The sequence below is a fragment of the Methanosarcina sp. genome (assembly GCF_028693135.1).
GTDB lineage: Archaea > Halobacteriota > Methanosarcinia > Methanosarcinales > Methanosarcinaceae > Methanosarcina.
In genome coordinates this window covers 1-21,766 of record NZ_JAQUVZ010000057.1, presented here as the reverse complement: position 1 = coordinate 21,766, position 21,766 = coordinate 1, and the positions used below count along the sequence as shown (strand labels likewise).

18 protein-coding genes and 1 pseudogene are annotated in these 21,766 nt (G+C 43.5%); 8 read left to right on the top strand and 11 right to left on the bottom strand.

What is annotated here, in order from left to right; all coding sequences use genetic code 11:
- From PHF18_RS16360 to PHF18_RS16340, 5 genes and pseudogenes are all read right to left on the bottom strand, one after another.
- Nucleotides 1–495 (bottom strand): annotated as a pseudogene (locus PHF18_RS16360) (hypothetical protein); the annotation flags it as partial.
- Between the two features lie 710 nt (nt 496–1,205).
- On the bottom strand, nt 1,206–2,069 hold the full coding sequence (locus tag PHF18_RS16355) for a MerR family transcriptional regulator (RefSeq protein ID WP_300104648.1): 864 nt from the start codon (nt 2,067–2,069) through the stop codon (nt 1,206–1,208).
- A 190-nt stretch (nt 2,070–2,259) separates the two neighbouring features.
- On the bottom strand, nt 2,260–3,021 hold the full coding sequence (locus tag PHF18_RS16350; RefSeq protein ID WP_300104646.1) for a hypothetical protein: 762 nt from the start codon (nt 3,019–3,021) through the stop codon (nt 2,260–2,262).
- A gap of 238 nt (nt 3,022–3,259) precedes the next feature.
- The gene (locus PHF18_RS16345) at nt 3,260–3,916 is read right to left on the bottom strand and encodes a metallophosphoesterase (protein WP_300104644.1); all 657 of its coding nucleotides are present in this window, start codon (nt 3,914–3,916) and stop codon (nt 3,260–3,262) included.
- Between the two features lie 279 nt (nt 3,917–4,195).
- Nucleotides 4,196–5,701: an alpha/beta fold hydrolase gene (locus PHF18_RS16340; RefSeq protein WP_300104643.1), complete on the bottom strand. Its 1,506-nt coding sequence runs from the start codon at nt 5,699–5,701 to the stop codon at nt 4,196–4,198.
- Between the two features lie 406 nt (nt 5,702–6,107).
- Between PHF18_RS16340 and PHF18_RS16335 the strand changes: the two genes are divergently transcribed.
- Entirely contained in the window at nt 6,108–7,034 is a 927-nt protein-coding gene (locus PHF18_RS16335; RefSeq protein ID WP_300104641.1) for a DMT family transporter, read from the top strand.
- 505 nt (nt 7,035–7,539) lie between these two features.
- On the opposite strand, the gene PHF18_RS16330 is transcribed toward PHF18_RS16335, so the two are convergent.
- Both PHF18_RS16330 and PHF18_RS16325 read right to left on the bottom strand, forming a co-directional pair.
- Nucleotides 7,540–8,229: a TIGR00153 family protein gene (locus tag PHF18_RS16330; RefSeq protein ID WP_300104640.1), complete on the bottom strand. Its 690-nt coding sequence runs from the start codon at nt 8,227–8,229 to the stop codon at nt 7,540–7,542.
- On the bottom strand, nt 8,226–9,272 hold the full coding sequence (locus PHF18_RS16325) for an inorganic phosphate transporter (protein WP_300104638.1): 1,047 nt from the start codon (nt 9,270–9,272) through the stop codon (nt 8,226–8,228). Before PHF18_RS16325 ends, PHF18_RS16330 begins: the two co-directional genes overlap by 4 nt.
- A gap of 782 nt (nt 9,273–10,054) precedes the next feature.
- Between PHF18_RS16325 and PHF18_RS16320 the strand changes: the two genes are divergently transcribed.
- Nucleotides 10,055–10,213, top strand: a complete 159-nt coding sequence (locus tag PHF18_RS16320; protein ID WP_300104637.1) for a NifB/NifX family molybdenum-iron cluster-binding protein — start codon at nt 10,055–10,057, stop codon at nt 10,211–10,213.
- Nucleotides 10,201–10,431: a NifB/NifX family molybdenum-iron cluster-binding protein gene (locus PHF18_RS16315; protein WP_300104635.1), complete on the top strand. Its 231-nt coding sequence runs from the start codon at nt 10,201–10,203 to the stop codon at nt 10,429–10,431. Before PHF18_RS16320 ends, PHF18_RS16315 begins: the two co-directional genes overlap by 13 nt.
- A 60-nt stretch (nt 10,432–10,491) precedes the next feature.
- Here PHF18_RS16315 and PHF18_RS16310 read toward each other — a convergent pair whose 3' ends face one another.
- The 3 genes from PHF18_RS16310 to PHF18_RS16300 all read right to left on the bottom strand — a co-directional run bounded on the left by PHF18_RS16310 (nt 10,492) and on the right by PHF18_RS16300 (nt 12,735).
- Nucleotides 10,492–10,827 carry a hypothetical protein gene (locus PHF18_RS16310; protein ID WP_300104633.1) on the bottom strand — a complete coding sequence of 112 codons (336 nt, stop codon included), beginning with the start codon at nt 10,825–10,827 and terminating at the stop codon, nt 10,492–10,494.
- Nucleotides 10,828–10,923: 96 nt separating this feature from the next.
- The gene (locus PHF18_RS16305; RefSeq protein WP_300104631.1) at nt 10,924–11,151 is read right to left on the bottom strand and encodes a hypothetical protein; all 228 of its coding nucleotides are present in this window, start codon (nt 11,149–11,151) and stop codon (nt 10,924–10,926) included.
- 51 nt (nt 11,152–11,202) lie between these two features.
- Complete coding sequence (locus tag PHF18_RS16300; protein ID WP_300104629.1) at nt 11,203–12,735, bottom strand: S8 family peptidase; 1,533 nt, start codon at nt 12,733–12,735, stop codon at nt 11,203–11,205.
- Between the two features lie 884 nt (nt 12,736–13,619).
- On the opposite strand from PHF18_RS16300, the gene PHF18_RS16295 reads away from it, so the two are divergent.
- The 3 genes from PHF18_RS16295 to thiE all read left to right on the top strand — a co-directional run bounded on the left by PHF18_RS16295 (nt 13,620) and on the right by thiE (nt 17,269).
- Complete coding sequence (locus tag PHF18_RS16295) at nt 13,620–14,849, top strand: hypothetical protein (RefSeq protein WP_300104628.1); 1,230 nt, start codon at nt 13,620–13,622, stop codon at nt 14,847–14,849.
- 652 nt (nt 14,850–15,501) lie between these two features.
- Nucleotides 15,502–16,287, top strand: coding sequence for a hydroxyethylthiazole kinase (thiM, locus tag PHF18_RS16290; protein WP_300104627.1), 786 nt, complete (start codon nt 15,502–15,504; stop codon nt 16,285–16,287).
- Nucleotides 16,288–16,600: 313 nt separating this feature from the next.
- Complete coding sequence (thiE, locus tag PHF18_RS16285; RefSeq protein WP_300104626.1) at nt 16,601–17,269, top strand: thiamine phosphate synthase; 669 nt, start codon at nt 16,601–16,603, stop codon at nt 17,267–17,269.
- Nucleotides 17,270–17,465: 196 nt separating this feature from the next.
- Here thiE and PHF18_RS16280 read toward each other — a convergent pair whose 3' ends face one another.
- The gene (locus tag PHF18_RS16280; RefSeq protein ID WP_300104625.1) at nt 17,466–17,834 is read right to left on the bottom strand and encodes a transcriptional regulator; all 369 of its coding nucleotides are present in this window, start codon (nt 17,832–17,834) and stop codon (nt 17,466–17,468) included.
- Between the two features lie 778 nt (nt 17,835–18,612).
- Here PHF18_RS16280 and PHF18_RS16275 point away from each other — a divergent pair.
- Together PHF18_RS16275 and PHF18_RS16270 are read left to right on the top strand one after the other, a co-directional pair.
- Nucleotides 18,613–19,938: an O-acetylhomoserine aminocarboxypropyltransferase/cysteine synthase family protein gene (locus PHF18_RS16275; protein ID WP_300104624.1), complete on the top strand. Its 1,326-nt coding sequence runs from the start codon at nt 18,613–18,615 to the stop codon at nt 19,936–19,938.
- A gap of 6 nt (nt 19,939–19,944) precedes the next feature.
- Nucleotides 19,945–21,612, top strand: coding sequence for a homoserine O-acetyltransferase (locus PHF18_RS16270; protein ID WP_300104623.1), 1,668 nt, complete (start codon nt 19,945–19,947; stop codon nt 21,610–21,612).
- The last annotated feature ends 154 nt before the right edge of the window (nt 21,613–21,766 follow it).

Here is a 21,766-nt window from a genome sequence, read left to right as displayed (position 1 = left end):
TTTGGTTTCAGGTTCCGTTACATTGGTTTCAGGTCCCGTTACGTTGGTTTCAGGTTCCGTTACGTTGGTTTCAGGTTCCGTTACGTTGGTTTCAGGTCCCGTTACATTGGTTTCAGGTCCCGTTACGTTAGTATCAGGCTCCGTTACATTGGTTTCAGGTCCCATTACATTGGTTTCAGGTCCCGTTACATTAGTATCAGGCTCCGTTACATTGGTTTCAGGTCCCGTTACGTTAGTATCAGGTCCCGTTACATTGGTTTCAGGTCCCGTTACATTGGTTTCAGGTCCCGTTACGTTAGTATCAGGCTCCGTTACATTGGTTTCAGGTCCCGTTACGTTAGTATCAGATCCTGTTAAGTTATCTTCTGATTCTGTTGCATTATCACCGGTATCGCCATTAGCTGCGCTTACTGCTACGGCTATTGCTGAGATCACTAAAATTAATGTGAAAACACAGAGTATCTTTTGTGTTAAGCCGGATGTTTGTTCTCCCATTGTATACCCCCAGACTCTTGCTCAATTTGATACAATTTTGACCTGGTTCTTGATCTGCTCCCTTCGAAAGATTTGCTGAGTAAAATATTAGTTTACCAATCAATCACCCTGATTAAATTTTAGAAAAATATATTGTTTGCAAAATTTTATTTATTTTTTATGCAGTAAAAGTGATTTCAAATTGTATCAGAAAGACATTATTATGTAATCCAATATAATAATTATAGAAATATAAATAAGAATCTTATAAAACCCCCAGCATTGGATTTAATAGTCGAGTTTCTGCAGATATATCTAAACAATATCTATTGTTCACTATCTTCTCTACTTTAATCAGAAATAGACAAAAATGCTATCACATAAATTCAATTAAACAAGGGATTGAAAGTTCACATCATCTTGAATACTATATATTTTACAAATATACAAATAGATACTAAAACTGTATACATTATACAGAAAGTGGTCTTTTTCTCCCCGGGAATATTGTCTAGTTCTTAACTTTGATACTTATCAATACATTTTTTAAATTATACAAAAAAAAGTGAAAGTACCCTTTTGTCATTTTGATGTCTCCTCTTCAAATTCAAGGGAGAATTTTCTAACCAGAAAAATACGCAGCAATTTGTAGTACAGAGTACAGTTATGAAGTTGAATTAAAGAACTGCTCCAGAAGTCTGGAGCTACACAATAATTATGCAACACAAGAATTATTTTTCTCTGACCGGAATTTGAACCTCTGTCATCAACTCTTCTTCCGGGACTTCGGCAGGGTCATTTAAGTACAGTTCCCTGCCAGGGTCAAAAGAGCCTGAAGGTTCGAGGTTGTTTTTGGCAGCGTAAGCAAAGATACTGCTGTAACCGGCCTCAACCCCCTGATAGGGTCCCCGGTAGACCACGGAAATAGCTTTGATTGCGGGAAGAGTTTTGATTTCCATTTTAGGGTCTTCAACTGAAACCCTCCCCGAAACCGGAAGTGCAACCTCAATATCCGCATCCGTTTCTTTATATTCTTCGTCATGGCAGATGAACATGACAGGACCTGTGACCTTTACACGATTTCTCTGATTTTCGGGGCTACTGATACAGGCACAGATTTCGCCTATGAGTTTTCCAATCGTTACTGCATAAATTCCTTTTTCTCGCTTGCTTATTACCCGCATCTCGGGAACTTCTTTTATAACAGGTTCTGTAACGGACATTTTGAATATCTCCATAACTTTTCCATCGGATTTACAGGAGCCCTGCAAAATGCCCTCGATTTTCTGCAGCTGCCCGATCTCCAGCCGGACTTCTTCAAGCCTCTTTTTGAAGCAGGCTTCAATGACCTCACAGTTTCTCATGTCTTCTGCGTCCAGAAGCATGGCGGTCTCTTCCAGAGAAAAACCAAGGAACGAAAGGGCCTTGATCTTCATTCCATGCTCAAGCTGGGAAACCGTATAGTAACGGTATCCAGTGAAAGGGTCCTTTGCCTCCGGAACAAGGAGCCCTTTGCTGTCATAGAGCCTGAGCGCTTTCTGGGAGAGGCGGGTCATGAAGGAAAATTTACCGATTGGGATCTGATCGACTGACATCTTGCTCAACCCCTTAATTGCCCTGAAATTAGATAAACGACTTCACTTTTCCCCGGGGAAAGGTTTGGTTTTTATGAGTAAAATGTATTTTATTATATATTGCAAGAACTATTTTATCTAAAATTCAAGGTATATTGCCGCTATTGTTTATGGCGATCCTGCTCACTACCGCCGGTTTTATTTCCCAATTTTACTTCTGCAACAACAGGGTTATCGTTTTCAGGAGATTCTTTGCAGCTCCCATCAGCGTCATCACCAGTACAAATCCAAGGCTTAATTTTATAGCAAGCAGTGTACTGGAATTTAAGACTGGATTGAAAGGAAAAATCATTAGAACAGCATATAACAGGACAGCTGAGGTAATACTGAGCACTGTTTCTATGGTCATAGGTACCCATTTGCTCTTAATTACAAGATAGAGCAGATTTGCGATGATCGTTGAAATGATGAGCAGGTTCAGGTATGGAAGAATTTCAGCAAATTGCGGTGAAAGCAATGGCACGATTTCGGGGGGCTTGTCTCCTGAGATATTTATAGCCACAAGCACACCTGTCCAGAATAAATTTACCATAGCTAAAAATATCAGGTTCATGCCTGTGATGATCGCGACCCTGAGGGGTGATGAAAGCTGCTGGAGGCTGGCGTTTATTTCCTTAAGCTTCCCCTCATACCTCACCTTTAACCTTACCTCATAAATATATATTACAAGAAAAATGAATGCCAGCACACTGATAGCCATTATCATTGCAGAAAAAACCGTAACAAAAATATTCCTCATCAGAAGACCGACTTCCGGCACCAGTATTAGCAGGATAACGGTTGCCATCGCAAGTGCGAACACTAACACTGCCAGCACTTTTACGGCTTCTGTTAAACTTCCTGACCATTTTTTATTTTCAATATCAAAAGCTTCAATCTTCCTGGGGCCATTCGATCTTTGCTCGTCTCTCAAATCATCCCTCTATTCAGTATACATTTCCGTGTTACTTCATAAAGATATTTGCTCTACGAATAACTAGGAAAATTCAGCTTTAGTTTAGAATTTCATTTCATCAATGCCAGGAAAAAAGAATGGAATTAAAGAAGATTCCGAGAAAATTATGGGTTATAGCAGTGAAATTCGTTCAAGGGGACTAAATTACAAATATCTCTGATCTTTACAACTATAATTCGCCATTCAGAGTCGTTTTTTAGTCATTTCCAGGCATCTTTTCAAGTCTGGGCCTGCCATCTTCAATTATTACATAGGTAAAGCTATCAATCATATCCCCGCAGTCAAAGAGTTTACCGTCATCTCCTACAGGTTCATGGGTATGGCCCATTATCAGGTAATCCAAGCCTTCTTTTTTGATGAACTCTCTTGCTTTCTCATGGATCTTCTCGATTCGCAGGCGATAATTTTTGTCCTCAATTTTCAGTTCAAAAGGAGTTTTAATGAATTTTTGATACAGATAAGGGAACTGGTCTACAAGCCAGCCGTACAACCAGTGCCCAAACATCTGCTGTATATCAAATCGCCAGCCGTGACAATAATAGGTGTTGTTTGAAACAAAACTATCAGTAACCTGTACAGGGATTTTTACTTTTTTCCATAGCTTATAGTCGTGGTTTCCCCATACGATTGTAGTGGGCACTTCCTCGGTCATCGAAAGTAACGCTTCATAAGTGCTTTTCATTGGTTCCTGGCTTATGATTGTTTCAATGGGACAACGCCACAAATCCAGGACATCCCCACACAGAATCAGTTCGTCTGCGTTTTCTTTCACAAGCTCAAAAAACTCTTTCATTTTTGGATAATTTGCATCTTCATAACCAATGTGAAAATCAGATGCGCAGTATATTTTCATTTAAATCCCCCATTGATTTCAATCTCAATTATTTAATTTCCCTCGCTAAACAGTCAGTATTTCAAAACTCGGTTCCGAGACTCAATTTCGAGACTCAATTTCGAGACTCAATGTCAAAACTCGATTTTTTCCGGTGAGGAAGATTTTTTTTCCAGTGCTGAGGAAGATTACGTGTTTGCATAAAGGATGAAAGCAGAAAATGTAAAAGGAAAATGACACTGCATAGCAATACAGTGCCGTCATTTCCTCCTGAAAATTTACTATCTTTTTCCAACCAGTTCATTTTTCCTGTGTGTGCTCCGAAATCCAGTCCCCTATCACTTCTAAAGCAGTCGGAGAGATTGTCTCTTCAATAGCTGCGTACTCAGAGGGAGACCCGGTCTTAGCGGTCTGGAATAAGTGATTGAGCCCTGGCAACTCTTTTACGGTATAGTCCTTATTGCCTCCTGCTTTAAGGGCTTCCTCTATTGCCTGCAGGTTCTCTTCAGGCGGAACCTGGAGGTCTTTTTCGCCGTTTATCGCAAGGACCGGGCATTTCACCTGCATCAATGTCGGTTTGGGATCGTATGTCAGGAAAAAGCGCATCCACGGCGACAAAAGTGCCTGGACCTGACCGTTAACCTGAGCGTCAAGGTCAGCTTCAGAGTAGTTGGAATTCTGTTTTTCTTCTTCGCTCATGTTTGCCATTTCGTCCTCTAGAAGATTGCGAAGTTTTTCCGCGGCAATTGTATTATTTTGTTCCTCTTTTATCACAGAGTACATGCTTTTCATAAGAGCATTATTCCGGGCAATAGTCTCATTGTCTGCCCCTTCTGCCCTGGCAATCAGGTCACTCTGCAACAGGATAATTTCTTCCCCGGTAAGACCAGGGCCTGCCATCATCACGATGAATGCAACATCAGGAGACTGCACTGCTACAATCGGGGCAATCAAACCGCCTTCACTATGCCCTATCAGCCCGATCCTGGTCGAGTCTATCTCTTCGCGGCTTTTCAGGTATTCAATTCCGGCAAGTACGTCCCCTGAAAAATCCTCGGTCGTGGCCTGCGAAGAGTTTCCGGTCGACCCTCCGATGCCCCGGTCATCAACCCGGAGCACGGCGATACCCTGACGTGTCAGATAATCAGAGAGTACAAGGAAGGGACGGTGGCCAAAAACCCCTTCATCCCGGTTTTGCGGACCGGAACCGGTTATGAGAATTACTGCCGGAAATGGCCCTTCCGAGCGGGGAAGGGTTAATGTCCCTGCCAGAGTTACTCCTGCTTCTTTATTTTCATAAACGACTTCTTCTTCATCGTATGGATAGGGTTTTACAGGGTCCTGTTCCCTGCGAATTTCAGGTTTTTCACCAATAAGGGACAGCGCAAGCGGGAAAACTGATCCTGCCTGTTTCCACTCTCCATCGATGGTTTTACCGTCCTCTTGAAGTGTCCCTTCAAAAACTCCCCTGATAGATTTCACTTCAAGGTGCAGGTTTCCATCTTTATAGGTAACCGTCTCTACAGGTATGCCGTTTGCTCCCTGGTCCAGGCTGTCCATAGTGGCAGTAATTGAGCCTTCAGGACTGGTGGAAATATTGAATAAAAGTCTTAATTTGTTTCCTCCCGGAACCTCCAGAGTTCCTAGCCACATGCCTTCGATGTCTTTTATATCTTGAATATTTTCACCGGACATATTATTCTGCTGTGAATTCTCTGATTGTGTGTTCTCTGGTTGTGAGATACATCCCGGACCAGCTACGGTCACAAGCAATAAGACTGCTAAGATTACAATTTTACGATCCATTATAAGTCCCCATCTGTTTGTTTTTTACACTTAGTTCAAATACGTTTTTAAAAAAGAATGAGATAAGACCTGGCTGCGGTGTAAGCTGAGTCCTCCTTTTTTATAGTATTACAATTTGTACCCTCTCATTATTTTAATTCCTTCTCATTTTGCCTTCCTGTTTGATAAATTGAAACTCTTTATTTTTAAAAGAGATTCCATTTTTTGAGCTTCATTATGAGCTCAATATATTTCAAAAAAATCTCCGAAAATCTCCGAAAATCTCCGAAAATCTCCGAAAATCTCCGAAAATCTCCGAAAATCTCCGAAAATCTCCGAAAATCTCCGAAAATCTCCGAAAATCTCCGAAAGCCTCCGGAAATTTATCCGGCAAATTCTTTAATCTTGAAATCTTCTTACCTGTCTTATGTTTCAGGTGAAAAAAGGTGCCCATCTGGCAGTGTTGCTTGGCTGTATTCTCTACGGGATGACCGGGTTATTCCTTGCTAATATTCACAACCTGCCCATAACTTCAATAATATTTTATCGCCTGTTCTTCGGGCTTGCCTTTATTTTCACTTATCTTTTGGCAATGAACAGACTTGGAGAACTGAAACCTGGAAAAAGGAGGGCTCGTCTTCTCTTACAGGGCATCTTTGTTCTGGTTAACATGTTCTTTTATTTCCTGTGCGTAAAGGAAACATGTTTTTCCATGGCTATCCTGCTCGAATACACTGCTCCTATCTACGTAATGCTGGCTTCACCTTTTGTTTTGAAAGAAAAGATCAAAAAGGAGAGCATTGCAGCCCTTTTCCTCGCAATTGCAGGCATTTATCTGGTGATCCGCCCGGAAAGCGGGTTTGGAACCTTAGAATTTTCAGGGAGTTATATTATAGGGATCGCATCCGGACTCTTCGCAGGCATACTCCTTGCAGTTATCATTATGAACGTGCGAGTCCTGAAAAAAGATCATTCCGAATTTGCAATCGCTTTCTGGGGCACTGCAATCAGCTGCCTCCTGATGGCACCTTTTGCTGCAGAGACTTCTATTTCCGCGCTTGTACCCAATATACTTCCATTAATGGCTTTCGGAATTGTTTCAGTGGGAGTGGGCGGGATTTTTACGACCATAGGTTTTGCAAACCTTAAATCTCAGACAGGGAGCCTGCTTGCCCTTATCGAACCGGTTGCCGGGGTTTTTTTCGACCTGGCGTTTCTCGGGGTTGCCCTTTCAACAGGTACCCTTGCAGGCTGTTTCCTGGTCCTTACTGCAGCTGTAATCGTCAGTTCCGGTGGATCTCAAAAACCTTCTGTAGCATGCGCGGATTATCTGGAAACCGCAGAAAGTTACTGAATGCTGGAGAAAAAAGAAAAGAGAAAAAGCCAAAGGTAAAAACAACTGAGGACACCTATAAGAAATTCAGGAGTAGAAAGCAGAATTAAATTCTACCTGAAAAAGACTCTTTTTCCAGGCTCTTTTCTATTTTTTATTTGAGTTTTTCCTTCTTTGTCTGCTGTTTTTGACGGGCCGCCAGATAGGCTGGCTGGCGGAGGCACTTATTTTACTGTGAATTGAAAATCGGTTCCCAGGATTAAGGAAAATGTTCTCTTGAACCGGGGGACGTTTCTTAAGTATTTGATCTTTCTTAATTGCAGGGTTGGTTTGCCGGTTTTGTTTTATCTGGCTGACAGGCCGTCCCCAACGCCATGCGGCACAGGGAGAGAAAACTGAAAGATTCAGCTCTGAACCCCTGGAATATATCTAAAAATTAATCCAAATTAATCCAAATTAATCAAAATAGATCTGCAGAGTTCGGAAAAAATATTAAAATAAAAAAGGAAGTAAGTAAAAAGGAAACTTACCTTCTGAGGATCATGGACCTCAGGCGGTCAGCTGCACTTGCGGACTTATCAGCAATGCCTCCGACCTTTTCAACAAGCCCCATAAGGTGGCAGACACCTGCCCCTCCAAGAGCATCTTCATGTTCGAAGATCTTTTTTAAGAGAGCTGTCTCAAGCACATCCACATCATGTTCCAGCCTTTCGACCTTAGGGACGATCTGCATTGTTTCTTTGATTTCTTCCTTGCTGAAAGATGTTGCAAGCAGCTTGTAAAGTTCACCCACAAGCTCGTCATACAGCCTGGCGGTTTTCAGAGAGGCTGCCATGAGTTCCAGAAAGCCTTCCTTGATTTCATCCGGGAGGTCTTTACAGGGGCGCAGGGTCATCCAGTAGGCTGAAGCCTGGGCAAAATCAGCGATAGAGTCCTGCTGCTTTAGGAAAGAAAGGAGGTCCTTTTTGTTAACCGGCAGCCTGATGGAGGAAGGTATGCTTGCCCTGATTTTCTGTTTAATTTTGTCGGCATCGTGTTCCAGTATGTCGATTTCTTCAGTCCGCTCATTAAGAAGTACCTGGTCTCCTTTGCAATAAGCTTCCATTGCTTCAGAGAGCTTCTCAACTGCGAGCACCCCTTTTTTAGCGTGCATTTCGAGAGGGACGAAGGGAGAGTCTGCGACCACGTCAAGTACGGAACGGATGTAGTCTTTCATAAAAATACCACCTCGAGTCCCACAAAGATTATTGCCGATGTAATGGCAGCTATGGGGACTGTTGCTATCCAGGAAGAAATAATCCTCCAGATTACGCCCAGGTCAACGGCTGCAAGCCCTCCTGCAAGCCCTACACCAATAACCGAACCTACAAGGGTATGAGTAGTCGAAATGGGGAGAGAGCTGTAACTGTGGAGCAAAACTACCGAGGCAGTCGCAAACTGTGCGGAAAAACCGCGCGTTGGGGTGAGTTCCGTGATCTTTGACCCTATGGTTTCGACCACTTTATAGCCCCAGGTTGCCATGCCTACTACCATGCCGAGGCCTCCCATTACAAGCACCCAGATCGGGACTTCGGTTCCTGTTCCTGTTACTGTCCCTGTTATTCCCATCACGTTAAGCGCGGCAGAGAGAGGACCTACAGCATTTGCTACATCGTTTGACCCGTGCGCAAATGCGATATAACAGGCAGTAATGAGCTGTAAGAATATGAATTTTTTCTCAACAGCTGGCATATCTGAAGCCTTGTGAAGGTAGAGGCTCCTTATTAGAGAAAAGATCAGAAACGCAAAAATAGCTCCAAGAGCCGGAGATATAAACCAGCTGGCAACGATTTTCAGAAGAGCAGCCCAGTGAATGTCAGAAAAAGAGATAATTCCTTTGTAGGCTGCAATCAACCCGAAGCCGAGCACAGAACCAACAATGGAATGGCTGGTTGAGACGGGAAGGTTGTAAAAGGTTGCGAGCGTGATCCAAAAACTTGCGGCAAGAATTGCAGCCAGCATCCCCAGCACCACAATATCCGGGTGAACGCGGCTGATCATATCAATGGGAACGATCCCTTTTGCAATTGTCGAGGTAACTCGTTTTCCGAAGAACACGGCACCCAGGAATTCAAACACAGCGGCAATGACAATGACCTGCTTGATTGTTAGGGCACCCGTTCCTACTGAAGTCCCCATAGCATTTGCGAGGTCGTTTGCCCCTATGTTCCAGGCCATGTATAAGCCTGCAAGAATAATAGCTATGACAAGTAAATCCATTTTTTTTCCTTACTCCAGATATTTTAAACTCCAAAACTGCTATAATTTATATGATGCATAATTGCTGGATGCATAATTGCTAGATGCATAATTGCTAGATGCATAATTGCTAGATGCATAATTGCTATGATGCCTCAGATTTCTTCCACTTTATGCTTTATTTATGGAGTCTTCACCCGTTCTTCTTAAATCCATGTCTCTTATGGTATTCCAGACCATTTCATTATATTTTATGTTTTCCACATATTTTGGGCCGCTCTATATAATCTATAGATCTATATATGCCTATTTTTAATATATTCTTATTTCTCTTTTCGAGTGCGGAGATCCCTCTATAAGGTGTTGGATCTTCAGTACATTTATTTTTAATGTAGGCACATGAGTCCGATTTAGATAAATTTGTTTCGCGGGCAGGCGTTTAATTTTTACAAGAAGTTTATTGATTAACCGGGGTTTAAGCCTGGTTGATTTGAGATCTGGTTATAGACAAATTCTAAAGACCTGTCACAGAGAAAATAGTATTAGATTGTGGTTTCTTGACCTGAAGGCCAGAAATTTTGAATACATGAAATACCCGGAGAAAATCAAAAAACAGGAGCATTTTTAATTATATAAGAGGAATTTTTAATTATATAATTAATATTTTTAATTATGAGCCCTTAATGCCTGGCTACGAGCCCTGACCATTCTCTACACGCAGATCTTGCTAATGAATATAATACATAATATGCCGCGTGCGACTAACAAAAAAATCAATTTTTATTAACCGTAAGCAGGACAAAATGAAGATGAAAGAAATGAAAGTCGCTGTTGTTTCAAGTGACGGGAAGGTTATCAATCAGCATTTTGGAAAAGCACCTCTTTTTTATATATTTGATGTCGGCGGTGGCAAAATACAATTCCTGGAAGTAAGAGAGTGCACACCTCTATGCGATTCCTGAAAGTAAGAGAGTGCACACCTCTATGCGGCTCGGCGGATTACGGGAATCCGGATGAGGTTTTGAATAAAACAATTTCTTTGATTTCGGACTGTGAGGCTTTACTTTGCTCCAGAATTGGGAGCAGACCACAGGAAAAATTAAGAAAAAAAGGGATCAAACCAGTAGAAGCTCCATATTTGATTGATGAGGCTTTAAACAATATCTCTACTGGTGAATAATCCGGGAGTTCCGAATTTTCGATCTTAATACAAGGACAGTGAAGTCCTGCATGGCTTCTTTTAGAGTTCCGGTGGTGCTATGTCCCGGGGGACCTCTACCCCTTCTTCAGGCAATGGTAACGTTGGCATTTTTTCCATGCTTGCCATTTCCGGCGGAGGGGGAATGAATTCGACCTCTGCAAAGGTCTCTCCAAATCCTGGCGTCTGGATCGCCATCCCTTCTATTGTCACTCCTGCAGGATATTCAGGAACTTGAGGAAGGGCCTGAGGAATCATTGCTTGCGATTCCGGAATCTCAGGCAAAGGTGGAATGACCTTACTCTCCAACCCACCTGCTCTCTCTTCGGCCATATTTTGCGGACCAAATGTGATTTTTACGGTTATCTCAGGGATCAAGAACTCACCTCTGTTATCTTTTGGGTGTTGTAATTGGTTCACACAGACTGGCGATGCATCGACCACCAAAGCTGTTCAACCATGCGCCCAATCACATTATCTGAGTGTTGCCTGCTCAATCTCCCCGCTGGGAATATAAACGTCCACGTGACGACCGGTAGCCAGAGCTAAGCTCAGTATCAGGAAGACGTTGGACACACCATCGACAGTAGCAGGTTTGATTCGAATCCAACCGGTGTTAGGTACGCCATTGACGATTGCCCAGCACATCTGCGTGCCATTCTTTGTGTGAGTTCTTACCACAGTCTTGTCGTTATACCACATATTTACCCCTCCTTAGCCATAGCCTCGGAATTTATTAAGATATTTACATATTTACTTTAAGGTAGCTTGCTCAATCTGTCCATCGCGAATGTAGACATCCACCTTGTGGTTCTTAGCCAGCGCCTCACAGAGGATTTGAAATACGTTGGAAACGCCGTCTGGGGAGCTAGGTCGCACACTCAGCCAATTGCTCCCAGAGAGCAAGGCCCAAGCCATCTGACTGCCGACCTTGGCGTGGGTACGGATCACTGTCTTGTCGTTTTGCCATACGTCAGCCATTGCAGGTATGAGCTGGGCCAGATTGGGGCGATTGCCAATGCGCTGGGTAGCTGGCCTACCTGGTGCGTCTTGCTGCGGAGAACCGGTATTCCGGAGCACGTTACGAGCTGTAGCAGAGTTCAGCAAAGTACCTCCCTGTCCTCTAAGCACTCCCTGGGCGCACGCTAAGGCGCCGACGATCACAGGCGACGCACTGGAAGTCCCCGAAAATTGGTCTGTATACCATAATTTCTTGTTGCTCCCGCCTTGCAGGTCTCCAGGCTGATCGTAGTAGCCGCCTGTGGAGGTAACCTCACGGCCCCATCCCTGGCAATCGACCCGCGCCCCATAGTTGGAAAAATCGAGCCTCGACCTATCAGGACCATAATCACGACCATGCGTCCCCTGAGGTGGGGAACCGGCACCAACGAGAACTGCGTCCGAGCCCTGGTTAGCTGGGTTTAATGGATTGGTCCAGCCTGGAGGAAAGCCTGCTGGGCGTGTGTTGTAGATAGGGTCATCCAGATTTTCTGCTCCGTTGCCTGCTGCCTCCACAACAATCACTCCTTTGCTGACTGCATAGCGGATGGCAGCGAAATCATCCGGCCACCATTCTATAGCGATATAACCGCGCTGATCGGACCTTTTCTGGAAATTAAAGCGTGGCCCAGGTCGATGAATCTCAAGGAGGATTATGTCTCCAGCACCTAGTTTATCCGCCGCTTCCATGATCACTTGAGCTTCTGACTTACTAAAGGCTGCAGCTCCTACCTGTGCTTCCGGGGCAATGCCGGTTACTCCGATGGCGTTGTTATCTGCACCAATAACCCCAACCACAGCTGTACCATGATTCTCGGCATGTAGATCAGAAGTTCCCGTACCAACCAGAATGCCGAGCGAGTTCTGGAGGAGATCTTCGTGCGTGAAGTTCCATCCCCACTCGCAATCTATGATTCTCACACCAGCCCCTTTTCCTCCGCCTAACGTCCAGGCATAATTGGCGTCAATGCCTGCTGGAGCCGGTCCGAGGTAAACCTGACGGGCCGTAAAATTCGGAGTTGTTGCCGGAGGTTCCCCCGACTTCGTTTCTATCGGTCCTTCGTGCTCTACATCTATCCACAATGGAAGCTCGCCTGCTGGTTTGACATATGCTGCCTCGACCACATCGAGTTGCATGAACTTCTCAGCCAGCTCGTCCAGTCGTTCATCGGGGGCTTCTACATAGTAGTAGACAGAAAGGTCCGGTATAGCTTCTCCAGTTTCTTTCATCAGCGAAGCCGTGCGGTCCGAAATACGCTCCTCGCTGAGACCGAACAAGGGTTTCATGCTGATCCCTTCGATCTCCAGCAAATTGTTCAACGGGGATACGTCGACCCCGTTTCTTGCAGATGCCGGTCCCTTATCAATCCGTAATTGTGCATCCGGCTTCGTAATAACCACGAGCTCACGCGACGATTTTTGTGGCGCTGCTGATCCTATAACGATTGATCTCCCTCCAGCTTGCGGAATATGCCGTTTATTTTGTCATTCATTATTTTCTTAATAGTTTGGCATGTTGATTTTTTTGTCTACTTGCCTATAAAAGGGTATATTTTAATTCATACGTCTTCGGTTAAGTGATGAATCGTGACAAATTGCCTCCATTCCCCCAATAGTTGTCAATAATTTTAAGGAATCGTGGGCTGGAACCGGGTATCGATTTCATGTAAAAAGGCCAAAATTTAGGGCAGCATTCTGGTGCAAAATCGATAGCTTTCAGGCAAGAAAATTCCTTAACCGATGACCAATGTATTTTAATTATATGTAATAATATAAAATTACTCGAGAACATGTATTAAGAACCATTACTCACTATCATATAACCTGCAGTGAGCAGGCGACATTAAAATGTGAGACTCATTATTGATGGCTTTTTTGAAACTAGGTTTCATAATTTCACATATTCATAGGGTCTACAGATGTCACAAATTCAGATTCATAAGTGAGAGTACATGGGATTGTATGTGTGGGACGTGATTTTCGTTGAGTGACAAAAACGATATATAAGGACGTTATACCGGAAAAAGGATAATAAAAAACGTGTGCATGAAAGAGAATTTGATGCTTACTCGATAGATCATGCACCTGCAATTATAAATATAATCTAATTTTATAATAATCTCTGTATAACTCATATACACAACCACATAAGAAATGGGGGATGGAGATAGATGAAAAATAAGGATAATTTATCCTTAACATTTTTGACTTCAGCAGTTCTGGTTTGTTTTTTAATTATCGGCTCATCTGCTGCACTGGCATCCGGCGAAGAAAATGCTTCGGATAACGGCTCATCGGCCAGTAATGAATTTCCGTATCCGCGTGGTACAGCCCCGCCATATGGAATGATGGGATGGGAGACCGGCACTCAATTTTTAACAGATAACGCCACGCTTGTCCACCTTGGGTGGAGCACTTACATAACTCCACAACAGTTTGTTGATAACATTAATAGAGGTAAAGAGCTGGGAATTTCGAAATATTTAGTAGCTACTGGCGGCCCGCAAATGGAGGCTGAAAACTTTTGGAAATCAGTCAAGGATCTGGGTGTTACTGATAATGATTTCTATGGGGTCTATTTCCCTGACGAGGAAGGAAGCCCTTCAACGCTTATCACCATGCGCACAGCTATGAAGAAATACTTCCCGAATGCCATTGCTGGTGATTATTTAGGGGATATGCAGACCGGGCCTGAAGATAAAGAATTTATTCCGGGCCTGGATGTTTGTTACTTCACCACCTACACGAAATTTCATCCAGAACGCCCGCACGCCTGGGTATATGGCAATCTTATTGCCAACGCCCCTGACTGGAAAAATACAGGAAAAACAGTATATGTAACAACAGAAGCCTTTGGTCAGGCTACTGAGGTGAATGGTTTGGATCCGGACCTGAACACCACGCAGAAAGTGGTTGCCCGTCATGAAAGTCAGGTTGTGATGGGAATATTAGGTGGGGCTCAGGGTGTTTTCTCATATGCTTACAAATATGCAGCCGATACTCCAAACTATGCTGGCTGGGCCAGCTTTAAGCCGAAATATGAACAGATCTGGCCCTGGATTATGGAAGGTAACCGGACACTTCTGGCAACAAACGTAACCAGCGGAAGGACAAATATAACTTCGGACCCGGGCGGCACAATCGATGCGGTTACAGCTTACATATTTACTGATGCGGATGGCAGAAAATTAGTTGCATCATCAAGTATGCTTGATTTTACCGAAGCAAACGGCACGGCAAATAATGCAACAATTACCGGCGTGCCAGATGGGACGTATGATGTCTTATGGGAGAACAGAACTGTGAATGTTACTGACGGAACCATCAATGATACCTGGCAACCATACGAGTACCACTTTTACCAGTTAAAAACGAATGGTACCGGTACCGGTACCGGATAAGCTCTAACTGTTACCAGCGGTTTCGATTTACTGTTTCCCGCAGTTTCGGTTTACTTTTACCAGTGGTTTCGGTTCGTGTTCTTTCGCCGGGGGTTGGCAGATTACTATCTCTGCTGACCCTCCCGTTTCCGGCAAAGCGTTTAAAAAATGGACGGAGAGATACCAGCTATATGACTGGTACTACTTCTTCTGTACTAAACTCATTTTGGAAATAGTATCAACTGACTATTACAGGACAACCCCGGCACGGAAAGGATCAAAAATCAGAAGTATTTTTAACTATGATCCTTAATGCTTAGCTGCGATTCCTGCCCATTCACCACACGCAGATATTGCAAATTCATATATACCTATAAGCCACGTGAACTACCCATCACTGAAGTAACGAGCTTCCTGTTTCATACCTCGAACTACCGTTCATAAGTCCACAGGCTCTACCCTCTGTTCCAGAGGTGAAGAAAGATCAAATTGGTTCTGGTTTCCCTGGCTTGGTTATCGCTTAGGAATTCAGTACATAGTATAGGACAGAATAGTATTTAGAGGTTAGAAGATAGCGAAAATATGGGACGTTGACGGCATTCATCCCGCCACTAAAGTAATGGGCATTCTGCCTTTTTTTTCGTAAAATTAAAACGTCTATTGAGGAATACCGATGAAGGACACACTAAAAACAATAAGGGAAACAAAACCCCTGATTCATCACATTACCAATTGGGTAACTATTTACGAATGTGCAAATATGACGAGAGCTTTTGGAGCGCTTCCTGTAATGGCGCATGCTCCTGAAGAATGTGCTGACATGACAAAGATCTCGTCGGCTCTTGTGCTCAATATCGGAACCCTGACGTCCGAAATCATAGATTCCATGCTGCTTTCCGCTGCTGCTGCAAACGAAAAGAAAATCCCGGTGGTACTTGATGCAGTCGGCGTCGGGGCTACAAAATTCAGGGATGAAATGGCTGCAAAAATCCTTGGTTCGGTCCATATTGACATTATCAAAGGCAATTACTCCGAAATTGCAAAACTTGCAGGCGAAAACGAGGAAACAAAAGGGGTTGAAGCTACCTCAATCAATGCCGACCCCGAGAAAGTTGCAAAAGCATTCGCAAAAGCAGAATCCTGCATAGTGGTAATGACAGGAAAAGAAGACATAATAAGTGATGGAAACAGGACCTTTATTGTAAAAAACGGGCATGAGCTGATGGGGTCAATTGTCGGGACCGGCTGCATGGCTGCCTCAATAATCGGTTCATTTGCTTCGGTTAATCCGGATTATTGCGACGCCGCAAAAGACGCTTTATGCTACTTTGGAGTTGCAGGAGAACTTGCAGCTGCAAAATCAAACGGGCCCGGAAGTTTTAAGGTTTACCTCTACGACGAAGTGTTCAACCTGTCAGATGAGAAAGTAAAGAGTATGAGGAATGTCGAAGAAAGATGAGGCTGAAAAAGAGGACTAGCAAGCGGCTTGTTTGATCGGTCTGGATAACTATTCGAACACCCTCCGGTGCACACCTGCTGATGCACCCTGCCAGGGTATCCCGAATGGCATCTCCCTATCATTTCCATCCCGCACCCCGAATGGCATCTTTCGATCATCTCCGTCCCGCACCCCGACGATTGGAACCGCCGCCTTTGAAAAAATGAAACTCTAAATATCAGGCACAGAAACGCCGATTATCACAATATCAACAATTTACGAGTTGGCTACCTAATTATTTTTAAAACACGTATACTGGATGGGTTGAAGCATTATGGACCAGAAAAATTTTTCCCGGAAAACCTCCCTTTTAAATGAAATTGACTTTTATCTTGTGACAGACTCCGGGCTCTCAAAGAAAGGAACTTTATCCGATGTAAAGGAAGCAGTTGAAGCAGGCTGCAAGATTATTCAGTACCGGGAGAAAAATAAAAGTACAAAAGAAATGGTCGATGAAGCGGCCGAGATCAGGAGAATATGCAGCAAAAGAGCAATATTTCTTGTAAATGACCGGATTGACGTTGCTCTGGCAGTTGATGCGGATGGCGTTCACATAGGCCAGGACGACATGCCAATTGAAACTGCAAGAAAACTTCTGGGCGCGGATAAGATAATCGGCCTTACTGTCCACAACGTCGAGGAAGCAATCGAAGCAGAGATAAGTGGCGCAAATTATGCAGGCCTGGGGTCCATATTCGATACTGCCACTAAAAAAGATGCAGGAAAGGGAATCGGCCCTGGCAGCATAAGAGATGTAAAAAATGCGATAAAAATTCCCGTAGTCGCCATTGGCGGAATAAACAGGGAAAACTGCATCCTCGTGGTTGAAAATGGAGCCGATAGCCTTGTTGCAATTTCTGCAGTCGTTTGCAGCGACGATGTAAAAAGGGAAACCAGAGAGTTTATTGATATAATTCAAAAAATGAAAAACAGACACATATAAGTGCATTTATACGTTCATTTTCCAGGCAGAACTTTATTCTGTCCTGATTCCATCCTCACAGACTTTTTATGGCACTTTTACTTTCTGGCTTTTCTTTTTTCATATTTCATATTTCATTTTTTCATATTTCAGTTTTCGTTTTTCATTTTTCAGGTTTCATTTTTCAGGTTTCATTTTTCAGTTTTCGTTTTTCATGTTATAACTTGTTAGCTTTCTTCTTTTTAATGGCTTGTTTTTCTGGAACACAGGTGCTACTGCAGTTATCCTCAATTCCTCTTGCACTTGTACAGATCTTGCAGATCCTTGGTACAAAGTCGTCGACTTTATTGTCGATTAAATCCTGAGCAAGTTTTTCAACCAATTCTTTCGTCTCACCCTGGAATTCGATCCTGTATCCTCTTTTTCCCGAAATATACTGGGAAACTGCCGACGGGGCAATCCCCAGCAGCTTTGCGGAAGCTGCCTGTGACTGTCCTTTATTTACAAGTTCGATTGCAAGACTGGCCCTTATTGCAGGGACCAGATCCCACACAATCTTTTGACACGGAGTTTCCATAGTTACCATCACTTTTTGATATTTACAATTGAGAACGGATATAACCCATGTACATATATATTAATTATCAGTGTAATATTTATTATCAGTGTAATAGTTATTATCAGTGTAAGATTTATAATCAGTGTAATAGTTATTATCAGTGTAATATTTAGTATCAGTGTAATAGTTATTGTTAGTGTAATAGTTATTATCAGTGTAATATTTAGTATCAGTGTAATAGTTATTGTTAGTGTAAAAGTTATTGTTAGTGTAAAAAATACTGATAAGATTGCCCTGAAATGTGATAATCTAGAGAAAAAAAAGAATAACTATTCAGCCACTAATATAAAATACGTTTTTTCGGCAAAAAGCTGTAATTTTCAGGATAATAGCGGCTCTCCATTGAGCACTGCTAGAATAGCATTAATGAAATTCAGGTCATTCTTTTTAATGCTTGATTGTTGTCAAACTAAACTCTCAGGTTATTGAGGAATCTCTAAACTATTTTTTGAATTTGAGACTCCAGGCAATGTTTTCTTCGGTTCTGAGATAATTATTTATAGAAACATCACAATTGTGAAGATTACATCACGATTGTGAACATACATAAAAAGCAAATGCATGTCAGAATGGCAGAGTGGCTATGCCTCCGGCTGCAACCCGGAGCTACGTGAGTTCGATTCTCACTTCTGACTTTAAAAACCGACCAGAATGGAACTCAAAAACCAAAACACACGAAAGATTCCCGATTAAGGAGAGTCGAAAAACACGGTCTGGAAAAAAACACGGTCTGGAAGTAAGATAAATGGAAACAAAAAATGAAAGCCAAACTGGAGAAAAGGGCTTGAGGAAAAGAACCCTTGAAAATCTTGGAATTTCTACTCTAGCTGTGCATGCAGGAACAACACCTGATCCAGCTACAGGAGCAAGGTCAGTTCCGATTTACCAGACAGCAGCGTATGTGTTCAAAGACACTGAAGAAGCAGCCGACCTTTTCGGACTTAGAAAAGCAGGCAATATTTACACGCGCCTGATGAACCCCACAACTGATGTCTTTGAGAAAAGGGTTGCTGCCCTTGAAGGAGGCATAGGCGCCCTTGCAACAGCCTCAGGGATGGCTGCAATTACAACAGCACTTCTCACCTTTACAAAACCCGGAGACGAGATCGTTTCAGGGGACAAGCTCTATGGAGGGACCTACGAGCTTTTCAATTATACGTTCCCCAAACTCGGAAGGACCGTAAAATTCGTAGACTCAAGCAGCCCCGAAGAATTTAAAAATGCAATCTCCGGAAACACAAAAGCCCTGTATGTAGAATCAATAGGAAACCCGGGACTGGACGTTGCTGACCTTGAAAAACTTGCCGAAATTGCCCATGCATCAGGAATCCCCCTTGTCGTGGACAATACTGTTTCTCCTCTGATTTTAAGGCCAATAGACCACGGGGCAGATATAGTTGTATGTTCCGCAACAAAATTCATAGGGGGGCACGGGACTTCGATAGGTGGGGTAATTATTGACTCCGGAAACTTTGACTGGAGCCCTGAGAAATTCCCTGAGATCTGCGAGCCCGACCCCGGATACCACGGCTTGAAATATAAGGAAGCCTTCGGAAAGGCAGCTTTTATTGGAAAAGCAAGGGTGCAGTTCATGAGGGATACAGGCGCATGTATTTCCCCTTTTAACTCCTTCCTGTTCATATTGGGGCTTGAGACTCTCCCCCTGAGAATGAAAAAACACTGCGACAATGCCCTTGCAGTTGCAAAGTTCCTACAGGACCACCCGAAAGTTTCCTGGGTCTCCTATCCTGGCCTTGAATCTCACAGGAGCCATGAACTTGCACAGAAATACCTCAAATCAGGTTCTGGCGCAATAGTAGGCTTTGGAATTAAAGGCGGAATCGGTGCGTGCAAAACGTTTATTGAAAACCTTGAAATCTTTTCCCACCTTGCAAATATAGGGGATGCTAAAAGCCTTGTAATCCATCCGGCTTCAACCACCCATGAACAGCTTTCAAAAGAAGAACAGCTGGCATGCGGAGTAACTGAAGACTTCATCAGGCTTTCCATAGGAATCGAGGACGAAAAAGACCTGATTTTCGACATCGAACAGGCACTTTCAGAGGTCTGAGTAAACATGGCAGTTTCTTCCGTAAGTTCTTCTAAATCTAAATCCAAACCCAAATCCAAATATAAATCTAAATCTAAAAAACTGTTTTCGGAAAAAAAAGGCCAGAGCATCGGGATAGTCCGTTCAATGAACTATAAAATCCCGGGGACCTTCAGCCTTGAGAGCGGAAAAACCCTTTCCGGCGTCAGGATAGAGTACGAAATGTACGGGAAGCTGAATATCGATAAGAGCAACGTTATCCTGATCTGCCACGCCCTTACGGGAGATGCCCACGCTGCCGGGTTCCATACCGGCGACAGAAAACCCGGCTGGTGGGACATTGTAATCGGTCCCAATAAAGCGTTTGATACTGAAAAATACTGCGTCATCTGTTCAAACATACTGGGCGGGTGTAAAGGCTCTACAGGCCCTTCTTCCATAGACCCTGAAACCGGAAAAAACTACGGCATCTCCTTTCCCGTAATTACCATCGCAGATATGGTAAAGGCTCAGAAAAAGCTTGTCGAGCACCTCGGAGTAAAACAGCTTTTTGCGGTTGTGGGCGGCTCAATGGGAGGAATGCAGGTACTCCAGTGGACGGTCAGCTACCCCAACATGGTAAAAAAAGCAATTGCAATAGCGACCACAGCCTCCACAACCCCGCAGCAAATAGCATTCGGAGCAATCGGAAGAAAAGCCGTAACCGATGACCCGAAGTGGAACGGGGGAAACTACTACGGGAAAAAAATCCCTGCACAGGGACTTGCCCTTGCCCGGATGATAGGGCATATTACATACCTGAGTGACGCTTCAATGCAAAAGAAGTTCGGAAGGCTACAGCAGGATACGGATGCAGCAGGCATAACAGGCACGAAGGGTACGACGGGCACGACAAGTATGACAAGCGCGAATTTGTCCGAACTCTCCCCTGAACTTTCTCCTGAACTTTCTCCTGAACTTTCTCCTGAACTTTCCCCTGATCTCGCTCCAAACTTCCAGGTCGAGAGCTACCTGAATTATCAGGGAGATAATTTTACAAAACGTTTTGATGCCAATTCATACCTGTACATTACAAAAGCCGTGGATTACTTTGACCTCGCAAAGAACGGCTCCCTTATAGAGGGCTTTTCCGGAGTTACTGCAAAATATCTTGTAATTTCCATATCCTCGGACTGGCTCTATCCCCCTTACCAGGCTCAGGAGATCGTATCGGCTCTTACTGCAAACGGTATTGATGCCAGATACGAAGAAATCAGGTCTCAATACGGACACGATGCTTTCCTGCTTGAAGAGGGACAGTTGAATTACCTGATAAGAGGCTTCCTCTCGCAGATTCTTGTAAGCGACGTTATGAACCGGAATTTCTATTCGGTCTCGCGAGACGAAACAATCGAGCACGCCTCAAGGCTTATGGTAAAAGAACGTGTGAGCCACCTGCCTGTCATTTCAGAGGATGAAAAGCTTGAAGGCATCGTCACCTCCTGGGACATTACAAAAGCAGTAGCCTGTAAAATCAATGAGCTGGATGAAATTATCACACGCGATGTCAGGTACGTATATGAAGACGAAAGGATTGAGAAAGCGTCCTCAATAATGGAAGATTACTCAATTTCCGCACTTCCGGTCATTGATTCCGAGCACCGCGTAATAGGCATTGTTACAAGTGAGAGCATAAGTGCTCTTATTTGTAGTTAAACGTGAACATAAGTACTGAACAGTCGATAGTCGAATAAGTCAGGGAGATTACTCTCCCTTTCTCTTCTAAGAACGGTACATGACATTTTCATGTCATACCGCTCAAGCATTTTCAAACCCTTTATGTATTGGGCGACAGTTATCCTTTTATTGC

What these genes read in the sequence shown, in the direction of transcription:
- PHF18_RS16355 (WP_300104648.1), bottom strand. Translation starts at nt 2,069, where the DNA reads ATGTCAGTCGATCAGATCCCAATCGGTAAATTTTCCTTCATGACCCGC.
- PHF18_RS16345 (WP_300104644.1), bottom strand. Translation starts at nt 3,916, where the DNA reads ATGAAAATATACTGCGCATCTGATTTTCACATTGGTTATGAAGATGCA.
- PHF18_RS16340 (WP_300104643.1), bottom strand. Translation starts at nt 5,701, where the DNA reads ATGGATCGTAAAATTGTAATCTTAGCAGTCTTATTGCTTGTGACCGTA.
- PHF18_RS16335 (WP_300104641.1), top strand. Translation starts at nt 6,108, where the DNA reads ATGTTTCAGGTGAAAAAAGGTGCCCATCTGGCAGTGTTGCTTGGCTGT.
- PHF18_RS16330 (WP_300104640.1), bottom strand. Translation starts at nt 8,229, where the DNA reads ATGAAAGACTACATCCGTTCCGTACTTGACGTGGTCGCAGACTCTCCC.
- PHF18_RS16325 (WP_300104638.1), bottom strand. Translation starts at nt 9,272, where the DNA reads ATGGATTTACTTGTCATAGCTATTATTCTTGCAGGCTTATACATGGCC.
- PHF18_RS16320 (WP_300104637.1), top strand. Translation starts at nt 10,055, where the DNA reads ATGAAGATGAAAGAAATGAAAGTCGCTGTTGTTTCAAGTGACGGGAAG.
- PHF18_RS16315 (WP_300104635.1), top strand. Translation starts at nt 10,201, where the DNA reads ATGCGATTCCTGAAAGTAAGAGAGTGCACACCTCTATGCGGCTCGGCG.
- PHF18_RS16305 (WP_300104631.1), bottom strand. Translation starts at nt 11,151, where the DNA reads ATGTGGTATAACGACAAGACTGTGGTAAGAACTCACACAAAGAATGGC.
- PHF18_RS16300 (WP_300104629.1), bottom strand. Translation starts at nt 12,735, where the DNA reads ATGAAACCCTTGTTCGGTCTCAGCGAGGAGCGTATTTCGGACCGCACG.
- PHF18_RS16295 (WP_300104628.1), top strand. Translation starts at nt 13,620, where the DNA reads ATGAAAAATAAGGATAATTTATCCTTAACATTTTTGACTTCAGCAGTT.
- thiM (WP_300104627.1), top strand. Translation starts at nt 15,502, where the DNA reads ATGAAGGACACACTAAAAACAATAAGGGAAACAAAACCCCTGATTCAT.
- thiE (WP_300104626.1), top strand. Translation starts at nt 16,601, where the DNA reads ATGGACCAGAAAAATTTTTCCCGGAAAACCTCCCTTTTAAATGAAATT.
- PHF18_RS16280 (WP_300104625.1), bottom strand. Translation starts at nt 17,834, where the DNA reads ATGGTAACTATGGAAACTCCGTGTCAAAAGATTGTGTGGGATCTGGTC.
- PHF18_RS16275 (WP_300104624.1), top strand. Translation starts at nt 18,613, where the DNA reads ATGGAAACAAAAAATGAAAGCCAAACTGGAGAAAAGGGCTTGAGGAAA.
- PHF18_RS16270 (WP_300104623.1), top strand. Translation starts at nt 19,945, where the DNA reads ATGGCAGTTTCTTCCGTAAGTTCTTCTAAATCTAAATCCAAACCCAAA.